This window comes from Corynebacterium sp. HMSC078H07, assembly GCF_001812805.1.
In the GTDB taxonomy this organism is placed as follows: domain Bacteria; phylum Actinomycetota; class Actinomycetes; order Mycobacteriales; family Mycobacteriaceae; genus Corynebacterium.
Genome location: NZ_KV810511.1, coordinates 25,551 through 39,475, shown reverse-complemented (window position 1 = coordinate 39,475; position 13,925 = coordinate 25,551). Strand labels below are relative to the sequence as shown.

Below are 13,925 nucleotides of genomic sequence, written 5' to 3'. Positions count from 1 at the left end.
CATCATCATGCGCCGCTTCTCTATGCGAGTAGGTTTGTCCGTCTTTGCCTCCGCCACCCTGCTGGGCGGCGGCGCAGTTGCCTCCGCCTTTGAGGTAGCACCGGAAGAGCAATGCCAGCTGTCTTCCGTGCTCAGCTCTGAGGAGGGCTCCGGTGCTGAGGGGTCTGAGAGCCCGGCTGGCCTGAGCTCTCAGCACTCAGTTGCCACCGAGTGCGGTGCTATTGCCGACGCCCCAGCTGTCGCGGGCTCTTCCGACCCCGTAGCAGGTGCCGCTACCCACGCCACCATGTTCGGGGGAATCAGCTTGGCGCTTATTAGCGCCTCCGCCGCCTTCGCAGGAATTGACTGGACCCCGATCCTTATCAAGCTGGGTTCCTGGTTCTAAGCGGACTTACAGTGGGGTTCGGGGGCCCACTGTCAGCATGCGAAATGAACGTAAGTGCCGGCCGGACGCGGAGCCGGTAAAAGCGCGCTGCTGGCCGCCAATAACGGCGGAACCGAAGTATTCACCATTGGCCCGCGCATGCAAACTGCTGAGCGCGATGCGCCCGCGGCTCCTATCGGCGGGCTGAGCCTTCTTCCACGCCCGAATGTGCGTGGAGATTTCTGGCGCAAAACGTGCGCTGTCGAGATGGCTTAACGGCCGCAGGGATGCCGCAACCTCCACTACGATGACGACCAAACCGCGGATCTCCTCACGCGTCGCGAGGTCAGCGGCGGTAGGTTCGCTTTCATAGCGAATGCGCTGTGGAGCGGCGTAGAGCTGCAGATGGCTCATTCCGGGGATGGGGATATACACAAGAGCTAACCTTCCCAGCGGTGAGCGGCGCAGACAGGGGAGAGGAGAGCTGGACGCCTTTTCATTGTGCCACGCTGACAGCCTTGGCTGCTAGCTCGCTGCAGGACGCGGGTGGTAGGAGCGTTCACACTGTAGGTTCGCTATACTTTCGGACGATATACACAGCTCAACGCGAAGGGTGAAGGATAGAAATTATGCGTGGACTCATCGTTGATTTTGTAGGTGTGCTGGACGGCACCGAGGAAGACGTCAAGCGCTGGCGTGCACTGTTTGCCGCTGCCAAGTCGAATGGTGTGGCCACCGCTATTCTCTCCAACGATCCGGGCGGCCCAGGCGCTGAGCACATTCGCGAATGGGAATACCGCGGCATCGTCGACGCCGTAGTCCTCTCCGGCGAGATCGGTGCCGAAAAACCGGATCGTGCTGCCTTCCAGGCCGCTGCCGATGCTATCGATCTGCCTATTAATGACTGCGTCATGGTGGATGATTCCATCGTGAATGTGCGCGCCGCTGTGGAAAATGGCATGGTCGGTATGCTCTACACGGTCTTTGACCGCACCAGCGTTGAGGTCCAGGCCGTCTTCGACATTGAAGGTGAGTTCTAAGTGTCCTCAGACGTGCGTGTCTTCTTGCCCGCCACGTTCGCTATGCTCAGCGAGCTGGAGGAAACCGGTCAGCTCGCTGCACGCAGTGGATGGGGCTTTATGGTGACTCCGGCGCTGCGGGAGTTCTATACCGAAGGCGGAGATGAAGAGGAGATTGCTTATTCGGCCTTCCTTGAAGCCTCCATGGCCTCTCTGCGCCTGCTGGCCATTGGTGATGAGGAGAAATTCCCGCATCGCCGCGTCGTAATCTCGGTGGATGTCGATGAGTCTGTCATTACCCCGAAGCCAGATATGGGCGAGCCCGTAGTGGCACTGAACCCGGCCATCATTACCAAGGACAACCTGCAGGCGATTCACGTTGACATCGAGGAATCCGAAGCAGCTACAGCAAAGGCCATTGAGGCCATTGATAACGCCGACTTGGGCGATGAGGACGCTGAGCTCGCCGTTGGTGATGCCCTGGATAATTTCATGGCGTTCTACGACCCGACGGAGCTACCTTTCCTCGTCGAGCTGCTCTAAACTCAAGCTCATTCCGCTTTCTTCCCCCCTTGAAGCCCTGTCCAGCAGGGCTTTCAACTTTAAGGAGTTACCCCCTATGAAGGCTTCCCGTCTTTCTGCACTGATTACTGCTGCCGCACTGTCCACCGCTGTTCTTGGCGCCCCTGCCGCTGGCGCACAAGAAGCAGCCGCTCCCGTCAAGAATACGGTTGAGACGTCGCAAAGCAGCACCAACAGCACTGCATCCGATACGGAAAAGCAGGACCCGAGTCTTGCTGAGCAGCCCACCACGCCGTGGCTGCGCATCGTGGAAGGCTCCTCCCAAGGGCCGGCCGGTGTCATCATCGCGATTCTTTTCGGCATCATCAGCGTCGGTATGGCTATCTATCAGCAATTTGGGGAGTACCTGCCCAAGTTGGGCTAATTGTTGATAGTCTGCTTAGGTAAAACTTAGCTCGATCGAAAGGCTCTCACCAATGTCTTCCCCCCGTCTTCGCCGTGTGGTGGCTACCTCGACCTTGTCCGTCGCGCTTGTGGCTGGCGGTGTCGTTGCCCCGACTGCCGGTGCAGTGACCACCTCCATCAAGAACAATAAGTGCACCATCACTTTGAGCGATAAGGAATCGTCCGACCTGTCCAACGCCGAGTCCAAGGACAACGATGTGGATTCTGGCCTGCTCCAGGATGACTACGAGATCCTGCCGAAGGATGCCGAGGCCCGGGCACGTGCTGTTCAGAACCAGTCTGACGAGCTGTACCGCGACCTTGCAGATTTTGAGACTGAGGTCGAGCTTGGTGACGAAGACGCGGTAAAGCGCGCCAAGAACAACATCAAGGTAGCCGAGACCTTCCGCGACATCGCACCGGAGTACATTAAGGCGCTCAACGCGTGTGCGAAGAAGGAAGAGTTCAACAAGAAGAAGGATTCGGACGGCGACAACACCTCCTCCAACATCGATAAGGGTGGTGCAATCATCCTCGGTGTGAGTGGTGCTCTCACCATCATCCTGATGGCTCTGCGTGCTGCTGGCCCGTTCCTCAAGACTGTTCTGCCGCCTCAGTTGGCAGACATGATTCCGGCTTAAGGTTCAGGCTAAGCCCAGTCCACATTGGTGCGCAGGGCTGCTAGCAGAGTGCGGACGGCATCGCGGCGCCGAGCTGAGGCGGTGCCGTCTTCGATGTTGAGGTCCAATCCGCACTCGGGGTCGGCTGGGGGGCCGGCATGGGTACAGCCGCGGGGGCAGTCTTCGATGGCCTCCGCAAGGTCCTCAAACACCTCGATGACGTTTTCCGCATCGATGTGAGCCAGACCGAAGGAGCGGATACCGGGGGTATCAATAATCCAACCGCCGTGCGGAGTATCTCCAGAAGCAGGCAAACGCAGAGCGACTGACTGCGTCGAGGTGTGGCGGCCTTTGCCCACGGCAGAGACCTCACCCGTCTCTCGGTGGGCATCGGGGACGAGGCGGTTGACCAAGGTAGATTTGCCCACACCGGAGTGCCCGATAAGGGCGGTCACGTGGCCGTCGATAGCCTGGCAGACGTCCGTGAGGTCATCATCTACGCCGGCCTCCACGACGGTGACATTCAAGTCCTCAAATTCCTTGGCAAAAGGAGCGGGATCGGTGAGGTCGGTCTTGGTTAGACACAGAACTGGGTTAATATTGCCGGCGAACGCGGCGATGAGCGCGCGCTCCACAAAACCAGAACGCGGTGGTGGATCCGCTACGGCGGAAACGATGAGGAGACGGTCGGCATTGGCCACGACGATGCGCTCATAGGGATCGGTATCGTCAGCAGTGCGGCGCAGGACGGAGGTGCGCTCCTCTAGCTTCACGATGCGCGCGAGCGTGTCCTTCTTACCCGAGGTATCGCCCACGACGCCGACGCGATCGCCGACCTCCACGGGGGTGCGGCCCATCTCTCGAGCGCGCATGGCAGTGACAATGGGGCCATTATCGTCCAATGCGATTCCCCAGCGGCCGCGGTCCTTGGTGATGACCATGCCGAATTTGGCGTCCTTGTGCTGGGGGCGGTCCTTAGTACGCGGGCGGGAGCCCTTGCCTGGGCGAATGCGAACATCGGACTCGTCGTAACTGCGTGCGCGTCTAGCCACGGACCATGTCCTCCCACATCTGGGCAAAGCCAGGCAGAGTCTTCGACGTGCACTCGATGTCATCGACGTTCACGCCCTCGACAGCGAGGCCGATGATGGCACCAGCGGTGGCCATGCGATGATCCGCGTAGGCACGCCACGTCCCGCCATGAAGTGGGGCGGGGGTGATGCGGAGGCCGTCGTCAAGCTCGGTGACGTTGCCACCCAAGTTATTAATCTCCGCTGCGAGAGCCGCCAGACGGTCCGTCTCGTGGCCGCGCAAATGCGCGATTCCGGTCAGTGTCGAAGGAGTGGAGGCCAGCGCACACAGCGCCGCGACGGTCGGGGTGAGTTCGCCGAGATCCCCCATATCCAGGTCAACACCGCGCAGGCCAGCTGCACCTTCCTGGGGCCCGGCCACCGTGAGGTGTGGTTCCTTACGGGGAGCCTGTGGGACGTACTCGACGGTGGCGCCCATCTGCTCCAGGATGCCGCGGAAAGCATCGCCTGGCTGCGTGGTTTCCTCCGGCCAGTTCGGAATACTCACGCTACCGCCCGCAACGGCCGCGGCGGCAAGGAAGGGCGTCGCATTGGAGAGATCCGGCTCGATGTACCACTCACGGCCCCTGATGGGGCCCGGATGGACGACCCACTTGTTGTCCGCCGAGAAAGCGTAGACGCCGGCCTCACGCAGCATGGCAATAGTCATCGCAATGTGCGGCTGGGAGGGGACAGGTTCTCCCTTATGGAGCACGACGAGGCCATTGCGGTAGCGCGGAGCAGCCAGGAGGAGGCCGGACACGAACTGGGAGGATGAGGAGGCGTCGATCGTCACCTCGTACACATCCGGCACACCGCGTGGTGTGATGCGCAGAGGCACACTATCGCCTTCGACGTCGACGCCAATCTCACGCAACGCGGTGGTCATGGTGGACATGGGGCGCTTGCGGGCGTACGGGTCACCGTCGATAAGCACAGGCCCATCCGCCAAGGCGGCTACCGGCGGCAGAAAACGCATAATGGTGCCGGCCAAGCCGCAATCTACCTCCGCGCCGTGCAGCGAGCCCGGTGTGACGCGCAGGTGCGGTCCCCACTCGGAGAATCCCACGCCCATGGCTGTGAGGGCTTTCCTCATGAGGTCAGTATCACGAGAGACGAGCGGGTTGTAGATGATTGAGGCGGAGTCCGCCAACGCGGTAAGGATGAGGGCGCGGTTAGTCATCGACTTCGAGCCAGGGATCTCCTGCGTCCACGACAGGGGGCCGGTGGGTTGAGGCGCACTCCAGAAATCAGACATGTAGTCCATAATAGGGGGCATGTGCGGAAGATTTGTACTGTTTACCGAGTCCCTCCTCGACGAGGTCGGTGAGTGGGAATCCATCAAGGAGGTCCACGCGCCCGAGGGCTTGCCGCCCGCTCGCTACAACATTGCCCCAACTCAACCGGTGGCCATCGTCCGTGTTGAGGACACCACCGCGCGAGTAGAGCCGGCGCGCTGGGGACTTCTCCCTCACTGGAAGAAGGACCTGGATGGGCCACCGCTGTTCAATGCACGCGCTGAGACGGTGGCGAAGAAGCCCTCCTTTCGTGATGCCTTCAAGGCCCAACGCTGCGTTATCCCCTTGGATGGCTACTACGAATGGAAAGCAGGCGATAACCCGAAGGCGAAGAAACAGCCCTTTTACGTCACCGGTCCCGAGGGGCTGCTGTGGGCAGCGGGATTGTGGGCCACGGGCGTGGACAGGTTATCGGCCACGATGGTGACCACTGAGGCTACCGAGGAAATGGCGTGGCTGCACCACCGTTTGCCCAAGTTCCTGCGCAGGGAAGAGATTGCGCCGTGGCTCGCCGGGGAAGCCTTGCTCGAGCCGAGCACAGTCGAAGGATTCAACGCTCGTCCAGCGGATCCGGCGGTGGGAAACGTCCGCAATGACTATGCGGAGCTTATTGCCGAACAACCGCCGAGCACCTTGTTCTAAAAACTATCTAGCGTGCCTGAACTGGAATTCTTATTCGGCTAGGACGTCGGCGAAGGAGACGTCGAGGACCTGGGAGAAATCTTCGGCGTTCATTTCGATGTCGAGGCCGCGCTTGCCTCCGGAGAAAAAGATGGTGTCCCACAGAACCGCCGTTTCATCGATGACTGTGGGGAGGACGTGTTTGTGGCCGAGGGGTGAAATGCCGCCGGGGATGTAGCCGGATGACTTGGAAGCATCGGCGGGAACCGCCATGGAAGCTTTGGAAGCACCGAAGGCAGCGGCGGCCTTTTTGAGGCTGAGCTGGTGGGTTACGGGGAGGACGCACACGGCGAGCTGGCGCTTGGGGCCTTTGCCAGCGGTGAGGTCGATGACGAGAGTTTTGAAAATTCGTTCCGGCTCGACGTCGAGAGCCTTCATAGCCGCATCACCGAAATGGTCGCTGCCGCCGTCGAAGGTGGTGACGCGGTGCTCAACACCGGCTTCCTCTAAGACTTTGAGCGCGGGGGTAGCTGCATGCGGGGTCTTCTTTGCCATAGGAACCACCCTAGTCGGGGGCGCTAGGATAGTTTTCATGGCCACAGACACGACGAGCGCGAGCGAAACCTCAGAAAAGCAGCGCGAACAGCAGCGGTTGTTTGAGGAACAAGCCCTGCCGTTGCTGGACCAGCTTTACGGCGGTGCGATGCGCCTGACCCGCAACCCGCAGGACGCTGAGGATTTAATCCAGGAGACCTATTTGAAGGCCTACAGCAATTTTGGCTCCTTTAAGCAGGGCACCAACCTCAAAGCGTGGCTCTATCGCATCATGACGAATACCTACATCAACTCCTACCGCAAAGCGAAGCGCCGGCCGACGGAGTCTTCGGCGGATGAGCTGAGTGATTTCCAGCTGTACACTACTGCGGGCCATGATTCGACCGGCCTCGAATCCGCTGAGGTGGAAGCACTGAAGCAGATGCCGGACTCGGAAATTTCTGACGCCATGAACGATCTCCCCGAGGACTACCGCATGGTGGTCTACTACGCGGATGTGGTGGGCCTGGCCTACAAGGAGATCGCTGAGGTGATGGACACTCCGTTGGGGACCGTGATGAGCCGACTGCACCGTGGAAGAAAATTACTCCGCACCGCGTTGAAGGACGTGGCACGAGAAAAAGGCATTGGCCGCGACCACCCGGACATGAATTCGAAGACGGAGGAGAAGTAATGGAACGCGCAACAGGACGCAACTGCGGTGCGTGTAACTCCCCGCAGGTAAATGCGCTCTTTCGGGAGCTGCTCGATGAATCGACGAGCTACGCGCGGGCGCTGGCCATCCGCGAGCACATCGCGCAATGCGATGCATGCCAGGAGCGCCTAGAAAGCGAAGAAGTTGTGAGAGCTCTCGTTCGCAAGTGCTGTGGTGGGCAATCAGCGCCGCAGTCTTTACGTCAGCGGATTTCTGTGCAAATTACGCGTACTGAAATCACGTGGAGATAAGGGACGAAGGATAAGAGAGGATAAGCCTCCGCCTCGATGCGTCGCCTTCTACGGATACAGCAAAGGCCCGTTCCCGCCGTGTGTTCACGGTAGTGGGGAACGGGCCTTGAATGCTGACGTTATGCGTTAGGACGCTTGCCGCGGTTAGCGGACTTCTTACGGCGATCCTTGCGCTTACGGCCACGCTTGCTCATCGCGTACTCCTTCTGTTAAGGGTAAATGAACTTATTTAACTGTAGCGGCAGGGTATGCCGAAGCGGAAATCGGGGTCTGGTTAAGCAGACACGCGGGCACGGCTGCGGCTGCGGTTGCGACGCTTGATAGCGCGGCGCTCCTCCTCAGACAGGCCGCCCCAGACGCCGGCATCCTGGCCGGACTCGAGTGCCCACTTGAGGCAAGAGGACGCGACCGGGCAGCGGTTGCAGACCAGCTTGGCCTTTGCGATTTGGGTAAGTGCAGGGCCGGAGTTACCGACCGGGAAGAACAGCTCTGGGTCTTCGTCGCGGCAAACAGCTTCGTGGCGCCAATCCATGATTGAAATCTCCTAACAAAATTTTGACAGCAGTGGACTCACTAAGAACAGCTCACAGAAGTGATTCACAGCAGTGATGCACAGCAGTAAACTGCCCCGAGTGTTAGAGGGGAAGGTGAACCGGTCTGCGGTCAGTGGGGCCCTGTCTCGAGGTCGGGCCAGCGTCGCCGCCGCCATGGTTCACTTTTTGTTTACTCGGATTTTCCTCCGAGTTTCGAACTGGTTTAACAGCTCGTTGTTTTTGCTACCTGAGAATAATGACATGTTTACTCCAAGTCCGCTAGGGGTAAACGCCAAAAAGTGGCCAACGTCACTAAAATAGATGCTCCACTTCGCGCTTACGCTTCCGTCGGTGCGCTGTAAGAATCCTGTCAAAAAGTCTTCTACCTGCAGTATCGACTTTTCTAAGGTGAGTGTGGTGACCTGGATCGCGTCAAATCCAAATCTGAGGATATGCCCCCGTTATCGGCCCACCGGTTAGGTGAATGCCACGGAAAGAAAAGGAAGTAGACAGCAGAAGTAGACTAAACAGACGTGACTAAGAAGAAGAAAAACACCGGCAATCCGACGTCCTCCCGAAAGACCACCCAGGCGCAGTCGCAGGCAGCGCCGAAGGAGACCACGACTGCACGCGCGCCGCGCTCGGTTGTCGTGTCCGCTGGCATTGCTGTGATTCAATCCATCGCGGTCATCATGTTTGGCATCTTCCTTATTGTCCGCGAAGTTACCGGTGCTGAAAATACCTCGATGGTCTCCGATTCGGGCGCAGCTGGCTACGTGGGATTGGGCACGGCCATCTTCCTCTTCATCGTCTTCGGCTTCGTCATCGTGGCCTCGCGGGCCTTTGTGAAGGGGCGGCGCTGGGGGCGCGGAGCCATTGTTCTCGTTGAGTTCATCTTGGCGGCGATGGCGTTCCAGATGTTTAGCGGCGGATCCCCGGTCTTGGGTGCTGTGACCCTGGCCAGCGCGGCCGTTGTGCTCTACCTTCTCATGGCGGTGCCGGAGACGGCGCAGTGGGCAGAACGCAACTTTTAAGGATCCGTTTTACGTAGAAGCCCGTCAGTGCCGGCCGTGCTGTATGGCGGCAGTGGGTGTATGACTAGTCGGCCTTGAGCGCCACAGCCGTGTCGCCGCGTTGCTCAATAATCACTGTTCCTGCGAGCGTTAGCGAAATGGGGCCGGTGTAACCTTCGCGGTCCACGGGGATGGTGCGCTCGGTCTGACCGCTCGACCAATTCACCACGTCGATGCCTTCCTCAGTGGGGGCCAGGAGGCGTTCATCAAGCGCAATGCCGGTTCCTACAGCGTTATCCAGCACATGGTCTACCTTCAACTCAGTTGGGGTAAACAGGTAAAGGCGCTCACCATCAAACCAGGTCATGTGATGAGGGAGATCAGCGACGGCCGGTGCAAAGGGCGAGGCCGAATCCGTGATGGCCTGGGACGGTTCGACGTCCGTGGTGGATAGCTGCTCGCCATTAAAGTTGTAGGAGACAATGCGTGGTGAACCTGTGGGCAGGTAGACCGCGGCGGCTTCCTGTCCGAAGGCGACCAGCCGTGCGCCCGGATCATTAATCTCAATGTCCTTTGTAATTTCCGGCTTACGCGAGTCCTCCGGGGTAGCCTCCTGAATGCGCAGCCAGGTCGACGCGGGGGAATCAGGGCAAGACTCGGTAACGGCGAGTGTTTCGGTACGCGTCAGAGCAGAGGAAATGGCGCAGTCTTCGTGAGGCTGCATATTGGGCTCCTGCTTGGCGTCCACATCGCCGTATTCCACCGTGCGGACCAAATCTGAACGCCAGAGTTCGATGCGTTCGGTAGAGACAGTTCCTATCCGGTCATTAGAGGAAATTGGGACGACGTCCTCAGGGCTGCGTGCGCTGCGTGTATCTGAGTACTCGCCCGAAGCAGCATCAAGCGCTACGACATCACCGCAGCCCACACCCGTCCGATAGGAAGCTACGATCTTGTTCCACGCTGTGCCCAGTGAACACAGGTCGGCATCACGGCGCTCGTACGTCCATACCGTGTCACCTGCGGCATTAGTGGCGGTGAGGGTATCGCCCTCGTGTGTCACCACGAGCCCCTTCGACGACACTGCCCGCGTCTGACCTGGCACCAAGGTATTGGGCAATGAGAAGGACTGGGTCAGGGTAGAAGGTATGGAAGAGAGAGTTTCCGGGTCAGTATCGACAGCCGATTCGACGGCTGGGGTGAGCTCCGCTTTGTGAATCGGGGCGGTGACAAACGCGCCACCAATGGCGATGGCGCACACCGCGCTGATGACACCCACGGCCTGCCAATCCGCCTTAGAGGAACGCAGAATCGGGGCTTTCTGTGAAGGCTTTGAAGCCTTCGAAGCCTTCGAGGCCTTCTTCTGCGGCTGCGCGGAGCTGTTCTCCTGTGCCTCCGAGCTCATCGGCGTCCTCCTTGGCGGGTCGTGCGGGTTCGAGTGCGGGTACGGGTGCGGCGGGATGCGCGTGCGGAATCAGCGGCAGTGCGACGATTCGAGCTGGACCGGCGCGGTGCGCCCAGCACCTTGGTGGGTGGTCCGACGGATTCCTCAACGCCTTCGGGAATATCGAGGGCGGCGGCAAGCTCCGGCGAGGTGCTAAACCACTGGGGCGGTTCCGGCTGGTCCAAATCGAGCTCATCGTTGATGATCTGCCATTTGCTCAGCTCATCGTAGCCCACGAGGGTGACAGCAGTTCCAGTATGTCCCGCACGACCAGTGCGGCCGATGCGGTGCACGAACGTCATGGGATCATCAGGAACCTGGTGGTTGATAACGTGCGTGACGTCATCGACGTCGATACCGCGCGCGGCGACGTCGGTAGCCACTAGGATGTCCACGGAGCCCTCGCGGAAAGCAGTAAGGGAGCGCTCGCGCGCAGACTGATCCATATCGCCATGGACCGCGCCGACGCTGAAACCGCGCTGCGCCAGCTCATCTGCTACGGAAGCGGCCGCACGTTTGGTGCGGGTAAAGATAATGGTCCGTCCGCGTTCTTCTGCCTGCAGGATGCGGCTCAACACCGCAACTTTATCCATGCGGTGAGCCTGGAAGGTGATCTTGCGGGTAGAAGAGTGGGTCTGCTGATCGTCTCCGGATTCGGCGCGAATATGGACCGGTTTGGTGAGGAAGGTACGCGCCAGCGTGACGATGGGACCCGGCATCGTGGCGGAGAAGAGCATGGTTTGGTGCGGGTTTCCGTGCAGGAGCGTGAGGATCTTTTCGATATCCGGCAAAAAGCCCAAGTCCAGCATTTCATCTGCTTCATCGAGGACGAGGACACTGACCTTGTCAAAAGACAGGTGCTTCTTCTGGCACAAATCGAGAAGGCGCCCAGGCGTGCCGACGACCACATCGGCGCCGGCCTTAATCCGTTTAATCTGTTCCTCGTACGGCCGGCCGCCGCACAGCGTGATGACGTTGAGCGGCAAGTTAGCTGCGGCTACCTCGAGGTCACCACTAACTTGGATAGCCAACTCGCGCGTCGGAGCGATAACCAGCGCTCGGGGAGTGCCATCGAGTTCTGGGATATCGGCATCATCAAAGACCCGATCCAGCAGTGGGACGCCAAAGCCATAGGTCTTGCCCATACCGGTGCGGGCTTGGCCAATGAGATCCTGGCCGCTGAGCGCGATGGGAAGAGTCAGTTCTTGGATGGCAAAAGTGTGCGTGATTCCACGCGCGGCCAAAGCATCGCAGATTTCTGCGGCGACGCCAAGTGCGGCAAAGGTGGGCGATTCACTGTTATTCCCGCGCTGATCGCGGGAAGCGTTCGAGGATTTCGGGGAATGCACACCTTGATAGTAGAGGACGTAGCTATAGTGGGGCCATTAGAGCGCCGGAGCACGGGTGCTAAAACGCGCCTCTTCGGCAGGACGTTGAAGAATTATCGAAGGAGCATGCACAGCATGGACATCAAGTTTGGATTCGCCGATACCGCCCGCGAGCTGGTTATTCACGCTGAAGGTGACCAGGAAGAGCTGACTAAGACGATCAATGGTGCTTTGGCGGACAACTCCACTCTCGAACTGGAAGACGCTAAGGGGCGTAAGTTCATTGTGCGGACGGACCGCGTCGTCTACGTCGAAATCGGCACTGCCCGCGCCCATACCGTGGGATTCGCGGGTTAAGTACGCACGAGCTTCGCCAGCGGGTAGCCTAAATGGCCATGGACAATCCCGCGCACAGTGATCAGCGCCCGCAGCAGCATTCCCCGCACACCTCAGCGCTGACGCGTTTTGCACGCGACTACGGCTGGTGGCGGGTCGTGGCAATCCCCGTCATGGTTGTCATCACGGTCTGGGTTCTCGTTGATGTGCTCCGCTCGCCGTCAGCAGAGTCGCCTGAACCGACGGCAGGGGAGGAGCAGGCAACGAGTAGTGTTGCTGCCACTACATCCGCACGGAAGGGGCCCGACCCGGCAAACGCCAGCGCCGTTGAAGCAGCTAAGGATGAGCTTCCCGCAGGCGGGACCTTCACTGAGCAGGGCGAGGAAACCTACCGTGACGCCGGCCCGTCGACGATGCATGCGGGCAAGGGCGGAACACAAACCATCCGGTTCTCAGTCGAGATTGAAGATGGCGTGGATACTTCCACTTATGGGGGCGACAGTGCTGTTGTCGCGCTTGTCGACGCCACCCTGGCCGACCCCCGCGGGTGGACCGGCGCTGGGAACTACGAGTTCATCCACGTGAAAGCCGATGACAACCCAGATACTCATATCCGCCTTACGTCGCTAGGCACGACCGCAAAACTGTGCGGCGCGCAGTTACAATCAGAGACTTCCTGCCACACGACAATTACGGGCGAATCAGCGGTGTATCTCAATGAATCGCGCTGGGTACGCGGTGCAGTTCCCTTTGAAGGCGATTTAGGAAACTACCGCCAGTACCTCATCAATCACGAGTTCGGCCACGCTATCGGCTATGCCTCCCACCAGCCGTGCGGTGGCGATGGCAAACTTGCACCGGTCATGATGCAGCAAACACTGAGCCTGAACAATGCTGAGCTTTATGCCAAGGATTCGGAAGAGGTTTATCCGGACGAGGATGTGACGTGTGAGCCCAACCCGTGGCCGTATCCCATCTCAGCCGACCACGATCACGCTAAGCCGGAATAGCCCGACGAGAAAGACGAAGACGTACTCATGCCGCTGCCTCCCGAACCCGTTCTAGCCACCTTTAACGCTGAAACCCGACCCCGCTGTGTGACGGGCGGGTTGATGGGGTCTGCCTGGGATAATGGCATCCTCGTTGGGGATGTTGTCTTTGCTGAGGCCCGCGAATGGTCCGGCTGGTCTGCCAAAGTGCGTGACAAGCTCAGCGTCCCAGGGGTACGAATCGCTCGTCCTGTTCTGACCACTGATGGGCGCTACACTGCCGCCGGCTGGAAGGCTACGCAGTTCGTGCCTGGGCAGGTGCGTGGGCGTATTGATGAAGCGGTGCAGGTAGCGCTGCGGTTGGATAGCGCTCTCGCCACTATGCCGCTGCCGAGCCTGGGCCAGCGTGACGATATCTTTGCCCGCGCCGAACGTGCCGCGTGGGAGGAGACGGGCGAGGCATATTCCGATGAGGAGCTTTCCGAGCTTCCCCTGGTAACTGCGCACATGGACGTGCTGGGCACCACGATTTTTTCTGGGGCGAATCCGCCAGCACTAACCGATATCGTCCCTTCCGCGGCACCGCGCCCACAGGGCTGGTCTGCGGCAATAGCGATGGTGGACGGATTGATTGCGGATGCCGTTGATGCAGACATCTGTACTCGTTTTGAGTCGATTCCTGGTGTACACCAGCTCCTGCTGCGTGCGGTGGCCTACAGGCGATATGTGAACGTGCTGCACCCGAACTCCAAATCAACCGTTCGTTCGAACATTGAAAAGGTGGAAGAGTCCCTCGTGTCCGCCGCATCTGACAGACTATAAGG

General features: G+C 59.7%; 20 protein-coding genes. 12 read left to right on the top strand and 8 right to left on the bottom strand.

The features are described 5' to 3' along the window. The first annotated feature begins 7 nt into the window (after window positions 1–7). Window positions 8–385, top strand: coding sequence for a hypothetical protein (locus HMPREF2875_RS10125; protein ID WP_070672826.1), 378 nt, complete (start codon window positions 8–10; stop codon window positions 383–385). A gap of 6 nt (window positions 386–391) precedes the next feature. Here HMPREF2875_RS10125 and HMPREF2875_RS10120 read toward each other — a convergent pair whose 3' ends face one another. Beyond that, window positions 392–799, bottom strand: coding sequence for a hypothetical protein (locus HMPREF2875_RS10120; protein WP_070672824.1), 408 nt, complete (start codon window positions 797–799; stop codon window positions 392–394). A 194-nt stretch (window positions 800–993) separates the two neighbouring features. Between HMPREF2875_RS10120 and HMPREF2875_RS10115 the strand changes: the two genes are divergently transcribed. The 4 genes from HMPREF2875_RS10115 to HMPREF2875_RS10100 all read left to right on the top strand — a co-directional run bounded on the left by HMPREF2875_RS10115 (window position 994) and on the right by HMPREF2875_RS10100 (window position 2,990). Continuing rightward, window positions 994–1,404, top strand: coding sequence for an HAD-IA family hydrolase (locus HMPREF2875_RS10115; protein ID WP_039674214.1), 411 nt, complete (start codon window positions 994–996; stop codon window positions 1,402–1,404). A gap of 12 nt (window positions 1,405–1,416) precedes the next feature. Beyond that, complete coding sequence (locus HMPREF2875_RS10110) at window positions 1,417–1,926, top strand: DUF6912 family protein (protein ID WP_039674388.1); 510 nt, start codon at window positions 1,417–1,419, stop codon at window positions 1,924–1,926. A 76-nt stretch (window positions 1,927–2,002) separates the two neighbouring features. Then, window positions 2,003–2,329, top strand: coding sequence for a hypothetical protein (locus HMPREF2875_RS10105; protein ID WP_070672820.1), 327 nt, complete (start codon window positions 2,003–2,005; stop codon window positions 2,327–2,329). A 52-nt stretch (window positions 2,330–2,381) separates the two neighbouring features. After that, complete coding sequence (locus tag HMPREF2875_RS10100; RefSeq protein ID WP_070672817.1) at window positions 2,382–2,990, top strand: hypothetical protein; 609 nt, start codon at window positions 2,382–2,384, stop codon at window positions 2,988–2,990. A gap of 8 nt (window positions 2,991–2,998) precedes the next feature. On the opposite strand, the gene rsgA is transcribed toward HMPREF2875_RS10100, so the two are convergent. After that, window positions 2,999–4,021: a ribosome small subunit-dependent GTPase A gene (rsgA, locus tag HMPREF2875_RS10095; protein ID WP_070672813.1), complete on the bottom strand. Its 1,023-nt coding sequence runs from the start codon at window positions 4,019–4,021 to the stop codon at window positions 2,999–3,001. Next, window positions 4,014–5,318: a 3-phosphoshikimate 1-carboxyvinyltransferase gene (aroA, locus tag HMPREF2875_RS10090; RefSeq protein WP_070672810.1), complete on the bottom strand. Its 1,305-nt coding sequence runs from the start codon at window positions 5,316–5,318 to the stop codon at window positions 4,014–4,016. Before aroA ends, rsgA begins: the two co-directional genes overlap by 8 nt. Between aroA and HMPREF2875_RS10085 the strand changes: the two genes are divergently transcribed. Continuing rightward, window positions 5,317–5,979: an SOS response-associated peptidase gene (locus HMPREF2875_RS10085; protein WP_070672807.1), complete on the top strand. Its 663-nt coding sequence runs from the start codon at window positions 5,317–5,319 to the stop codon at window positions 5,977–5,979. The genes aroA and HMPREF2875_RS10085 overlap by 2 nt on opposite strands. 30 nt (window positions 5,980–6,009) lie before the next feature. Here the strand turns inward: HMPREF2875_RS10085 and ybaK are convergent, their stop codons facing one another. Beyond that, window positions 6,010–6,513 carry a Cys-tRNA(Pro) deacylase gene (gene ybaK, locus HMPREF2875_RS10080; protein ID WP_070672804.1) on the bottom strand — a complete coding sequence of 168 codons (504 nt, stop codon included), beginning with the start codon at window positions 6,511–6,513 and terminating at the stop codon, window positions 6,010–6,012. Window positions 6,514–6,550: 37 nt separating this feature from the next. On the opposite strand from ybaK, the gene HMPREF2875_RS10075 reads away from it, so the two are divergent. Further along, window positions 6,551–7,186, top strand: coding sequence for a sigma-70 family RNA polymerase sigma factor (locus HMPREF2875_RS10075; protein WP_070672801.1), 636 nt, complete (start codon window positions 6,551–6,553; stop codon window positions 7,184–7,186). Continuing rightward, window positions 7,186–7,458 (top strand): mycothiol system anti-sigma-R factor, encoded by a 273-nt coding sequence (gene rsrA, locus HMPREF2875_RS13305; RefSeq protein ID WP_083311909.1) that lies wholly within the window; start codon window positions 7,186–7,188, stop codon window positions 7,456–7,458. The genes HMPREF2875_RS10075 and rsrA overlap by 1 nt, the downstream gene beginning before the upstream one ends. 119 nt (window positions 7,459–7,577) lie before the next feature. Here the strand turns inward: rsrA and HMPREF2875_RS14170 are convergent, their stop codons facing one another. Both HMPREF2875_RS14170 and HMPREF2875_RS10070 read right to left on the bottom strand, forming a co-directional pair. Further along, entirely contained in the window at window positions 7,578–7,652 is a 75-nt protein-coding gene (locus HMPREF2875_RS14170) for a 50S ribosomal protein bL37 (RefSeq protein ID WP_100227335.1), read from the bottom strand. 80 nt (window positions 7,653–7,732) lie between these two features. Then, window positions 7,733–7,990: a WhiB family transcriptional regulator gene (locus tag HMPREF2875_RS10070; protein WP_070672799.1), complete on the bottom strand. Its 258-nt coding sequence runs from the start codon at window positions 7,988–7,990 to the stop codon at window positions 7,733–7,735. Window positions 7,991–8,524: 534 nt separating this feature from the next. Here HMPREF2875_RS10070 and HMPREF2875_RS10065 point away from each other — a divergent pair. Then, on the top strand, window positions 8,525–9,025 hold the full coding sequence (locus HMPREF2875_RS10065) for a hypothetical protein (RefSeq protein WP_070672796.1): 501 nt from the start codon (window positions 8,525–8,527) through the stop codon (window positions 9,023–9,025). A 64-nt stretch (window positions 9,026–9,089) separates the two neighbouring features. Here the strand turns inward: HMPREF2875_RS10065 and HMPREF2875_RS10060 are convergent, their stop codons facing one another. Together HMPREF2875_RS10060 and HMPREF2875_RS10055 are read right to left on the bottom strand one after the other, a co-directional pair. Further along, window positions 9,090–10,409, bottom strand: coding sequence for an Rv3212 family protein (locus HMPREF2875_RS10060; protein WP_083311908.1), 1,320 nt, complete (start codon window positions 10,407–10,409; stop codon window positions 9,090–9,092). Continuing rightward, window positions 10,406–11,797 (bottom strand): DEAD/DEAH box helicase, encoded by a 1,392-nt coding sequence (locus tag HMPREF2875_RS10055; protein WP_070672794.1) that lies wholly within the window; start codon window positions 11,795–11,797, stop codon window positions 10,406–10,408. The genes HMPREF2875_RS10060 and HMPREF2875_RS10055 overlap by 4 nt, the downstream gene beginning before the upstream one ends. Before the next feature lie 114 nt (window positions 11,798–11,911). On the opposite strand from HMPREF2875_RS10055, the gene HMPREF2875_RS10050 reads away from it, so the two are divergent. The 3 genes from HMPREF2875_RS10050 to HMPREF2875_RS10040 are packed head-to-tail and all read left to right on the top strand — an operon-like array spanning window position 11,912 to window position 13,923. Next, window positions 11,912–12,133 carry a DUF3107 domain-containing protein gene (locus tag HMPREF2875_RS10050; RefSeq protein WP_039674240.1) on the top strand — a complete coding sequence of 74 codons (222 nt, stop codon included), beginning with the start codon at window positions 11,912–11,914 and terminating at the stop codon, window positions 12,131–12,133. Window positions 12,134–12,165: 32 nt separating this feature from the next. Next, window positions 12,166–13,122 carry a DUF3152 domain-containing protein gene (locus HMPREF2875_RS10045; protein WP_070672791.1) on the top strand — a complete coding sequence of 319 codons (957 nt, stop codon included), beginning with the start codon at window positions 12,166–12,168 and terminating at the stop codon, window positions 13,120–13,122. Between the two features lie 27 nt (window positions 13,123–13,149). Then, window positions 13,150–13,923: a hypothetical protein gene (locus tag HMPREF2875_RS10040; protein WP_070672788.1), complete on the top strand. Its 774-nt coding sequence runs from the start codon at window positions 13,150–13,152 to the stop codon at window positions 13,921–13,923. Window positions 13,924–13,925: the final 2 nt, after the last annotated feature.

Excerpts from the sequence above, each read along its gene's own strand:
- HMPREF2875_RS10125 (WP_070672826.1), top strand. The coding sequence starts at position 8 with ATGCGCCGCTTCTCTATGCGAGTAGGTTTGTCCGTCTTTGCCTCCGCC.
- HMPREF2875_RS10115 (WP_039674214.1), top strand. The coding sequence starts at position 994 with ATGCGTGGACTCATCGTTGATTTTGTAGGTGTGCTGGACGGCACCGAG.
- HMPREF2875_RS10105 (WP_070672820.1), top strand. The coding sequence starts at position 2,003 with ATGAAGGCTTCCCGTCTTTCTGCACTGATTACTGCTGCCGCACTGTCC.
- HMPREF2875_RS10100 (WP_070672817.1), top strand. The coding sequence starts at position 2,382 with ATGTCTTCCCCCCGTCTTCGCCGTGTGGTGGCTACCTCGACCTTGTCC.
- HMPREF2875_RS10085 (WP_070672807.1), top strand. The coding sequence starts at position 5,317 with ATGTGCGGAAGATTTGTACTGTTTACCGAGTCCCTCCTCGACGAGGTC.
- aroA (WP_070672810.1), bottom strand. The coding sequence starts at position 5,318 with ATGCCCCCTATTATGGACTACATGTCTGATTTCTGGAGTGCGCCTCAA.
- ybaK (WP_070672804.1), bottom strand. The coding sequence starts at position 6,513 with ATGGCAAAGAAGACCCCGCATGCAGCTACCCCCGCGCTCAAAGTCTTA.
- HMPREF2875_RS10075 (WP_070672801.1), top strand. The coding sequence starts at position 6,551 with ATGGCCACAGACACGACGAGCGCGAGCGAAACCTCAGAAAAGCAGCGC.
- rsrA (WP_083311909.1), top strand. The coding sequence starts at position 7,186 with ATGGAACGCGCAACAGGACGCAACTGCGGTGCGTGTAACTCCCCGCAG.
- HMPREF2875_RS10070 (WP_070672799.1), bottom strand. The coding sequence starts at position 7,990 with ATGGATTGGCGCCACGAAGCTGTTTGCCGCGACGAAGACCCAGAGCTG.
- HMPREF2875_RS10060 (WP_083311908.1), bottom strand. The coding sequence starts at position 10,409 with ATGAGCTCGGAGGCACAGGAGAACAGCTCCGCGCAGCCGCAGAAGAAG.
- HMPREF2875_RS10050 (WP_039674240.1), top strand. The coding sequence starts at position 11,912 with ATGGACATCAAGTTTGGATTCGCCGATACCGCCCGCGAGCTGGTTATT.
- HMPREF2875_RS10045 (WP_070672791.1), top strand. The coding sequence starts at position 12,166 with ATGGCCATGGACAATCCCGCGCACAGTGATCAGCGCCCGCAGCAGCAT.
- HMPREF2875_RS10040 (WP_070672788.1), top strand. The coding sequence starts at position 13,150 with ATGCCGCTGCCTCCCGAACCCGTTCTAGCCACCTTTAACGCTGAAACC.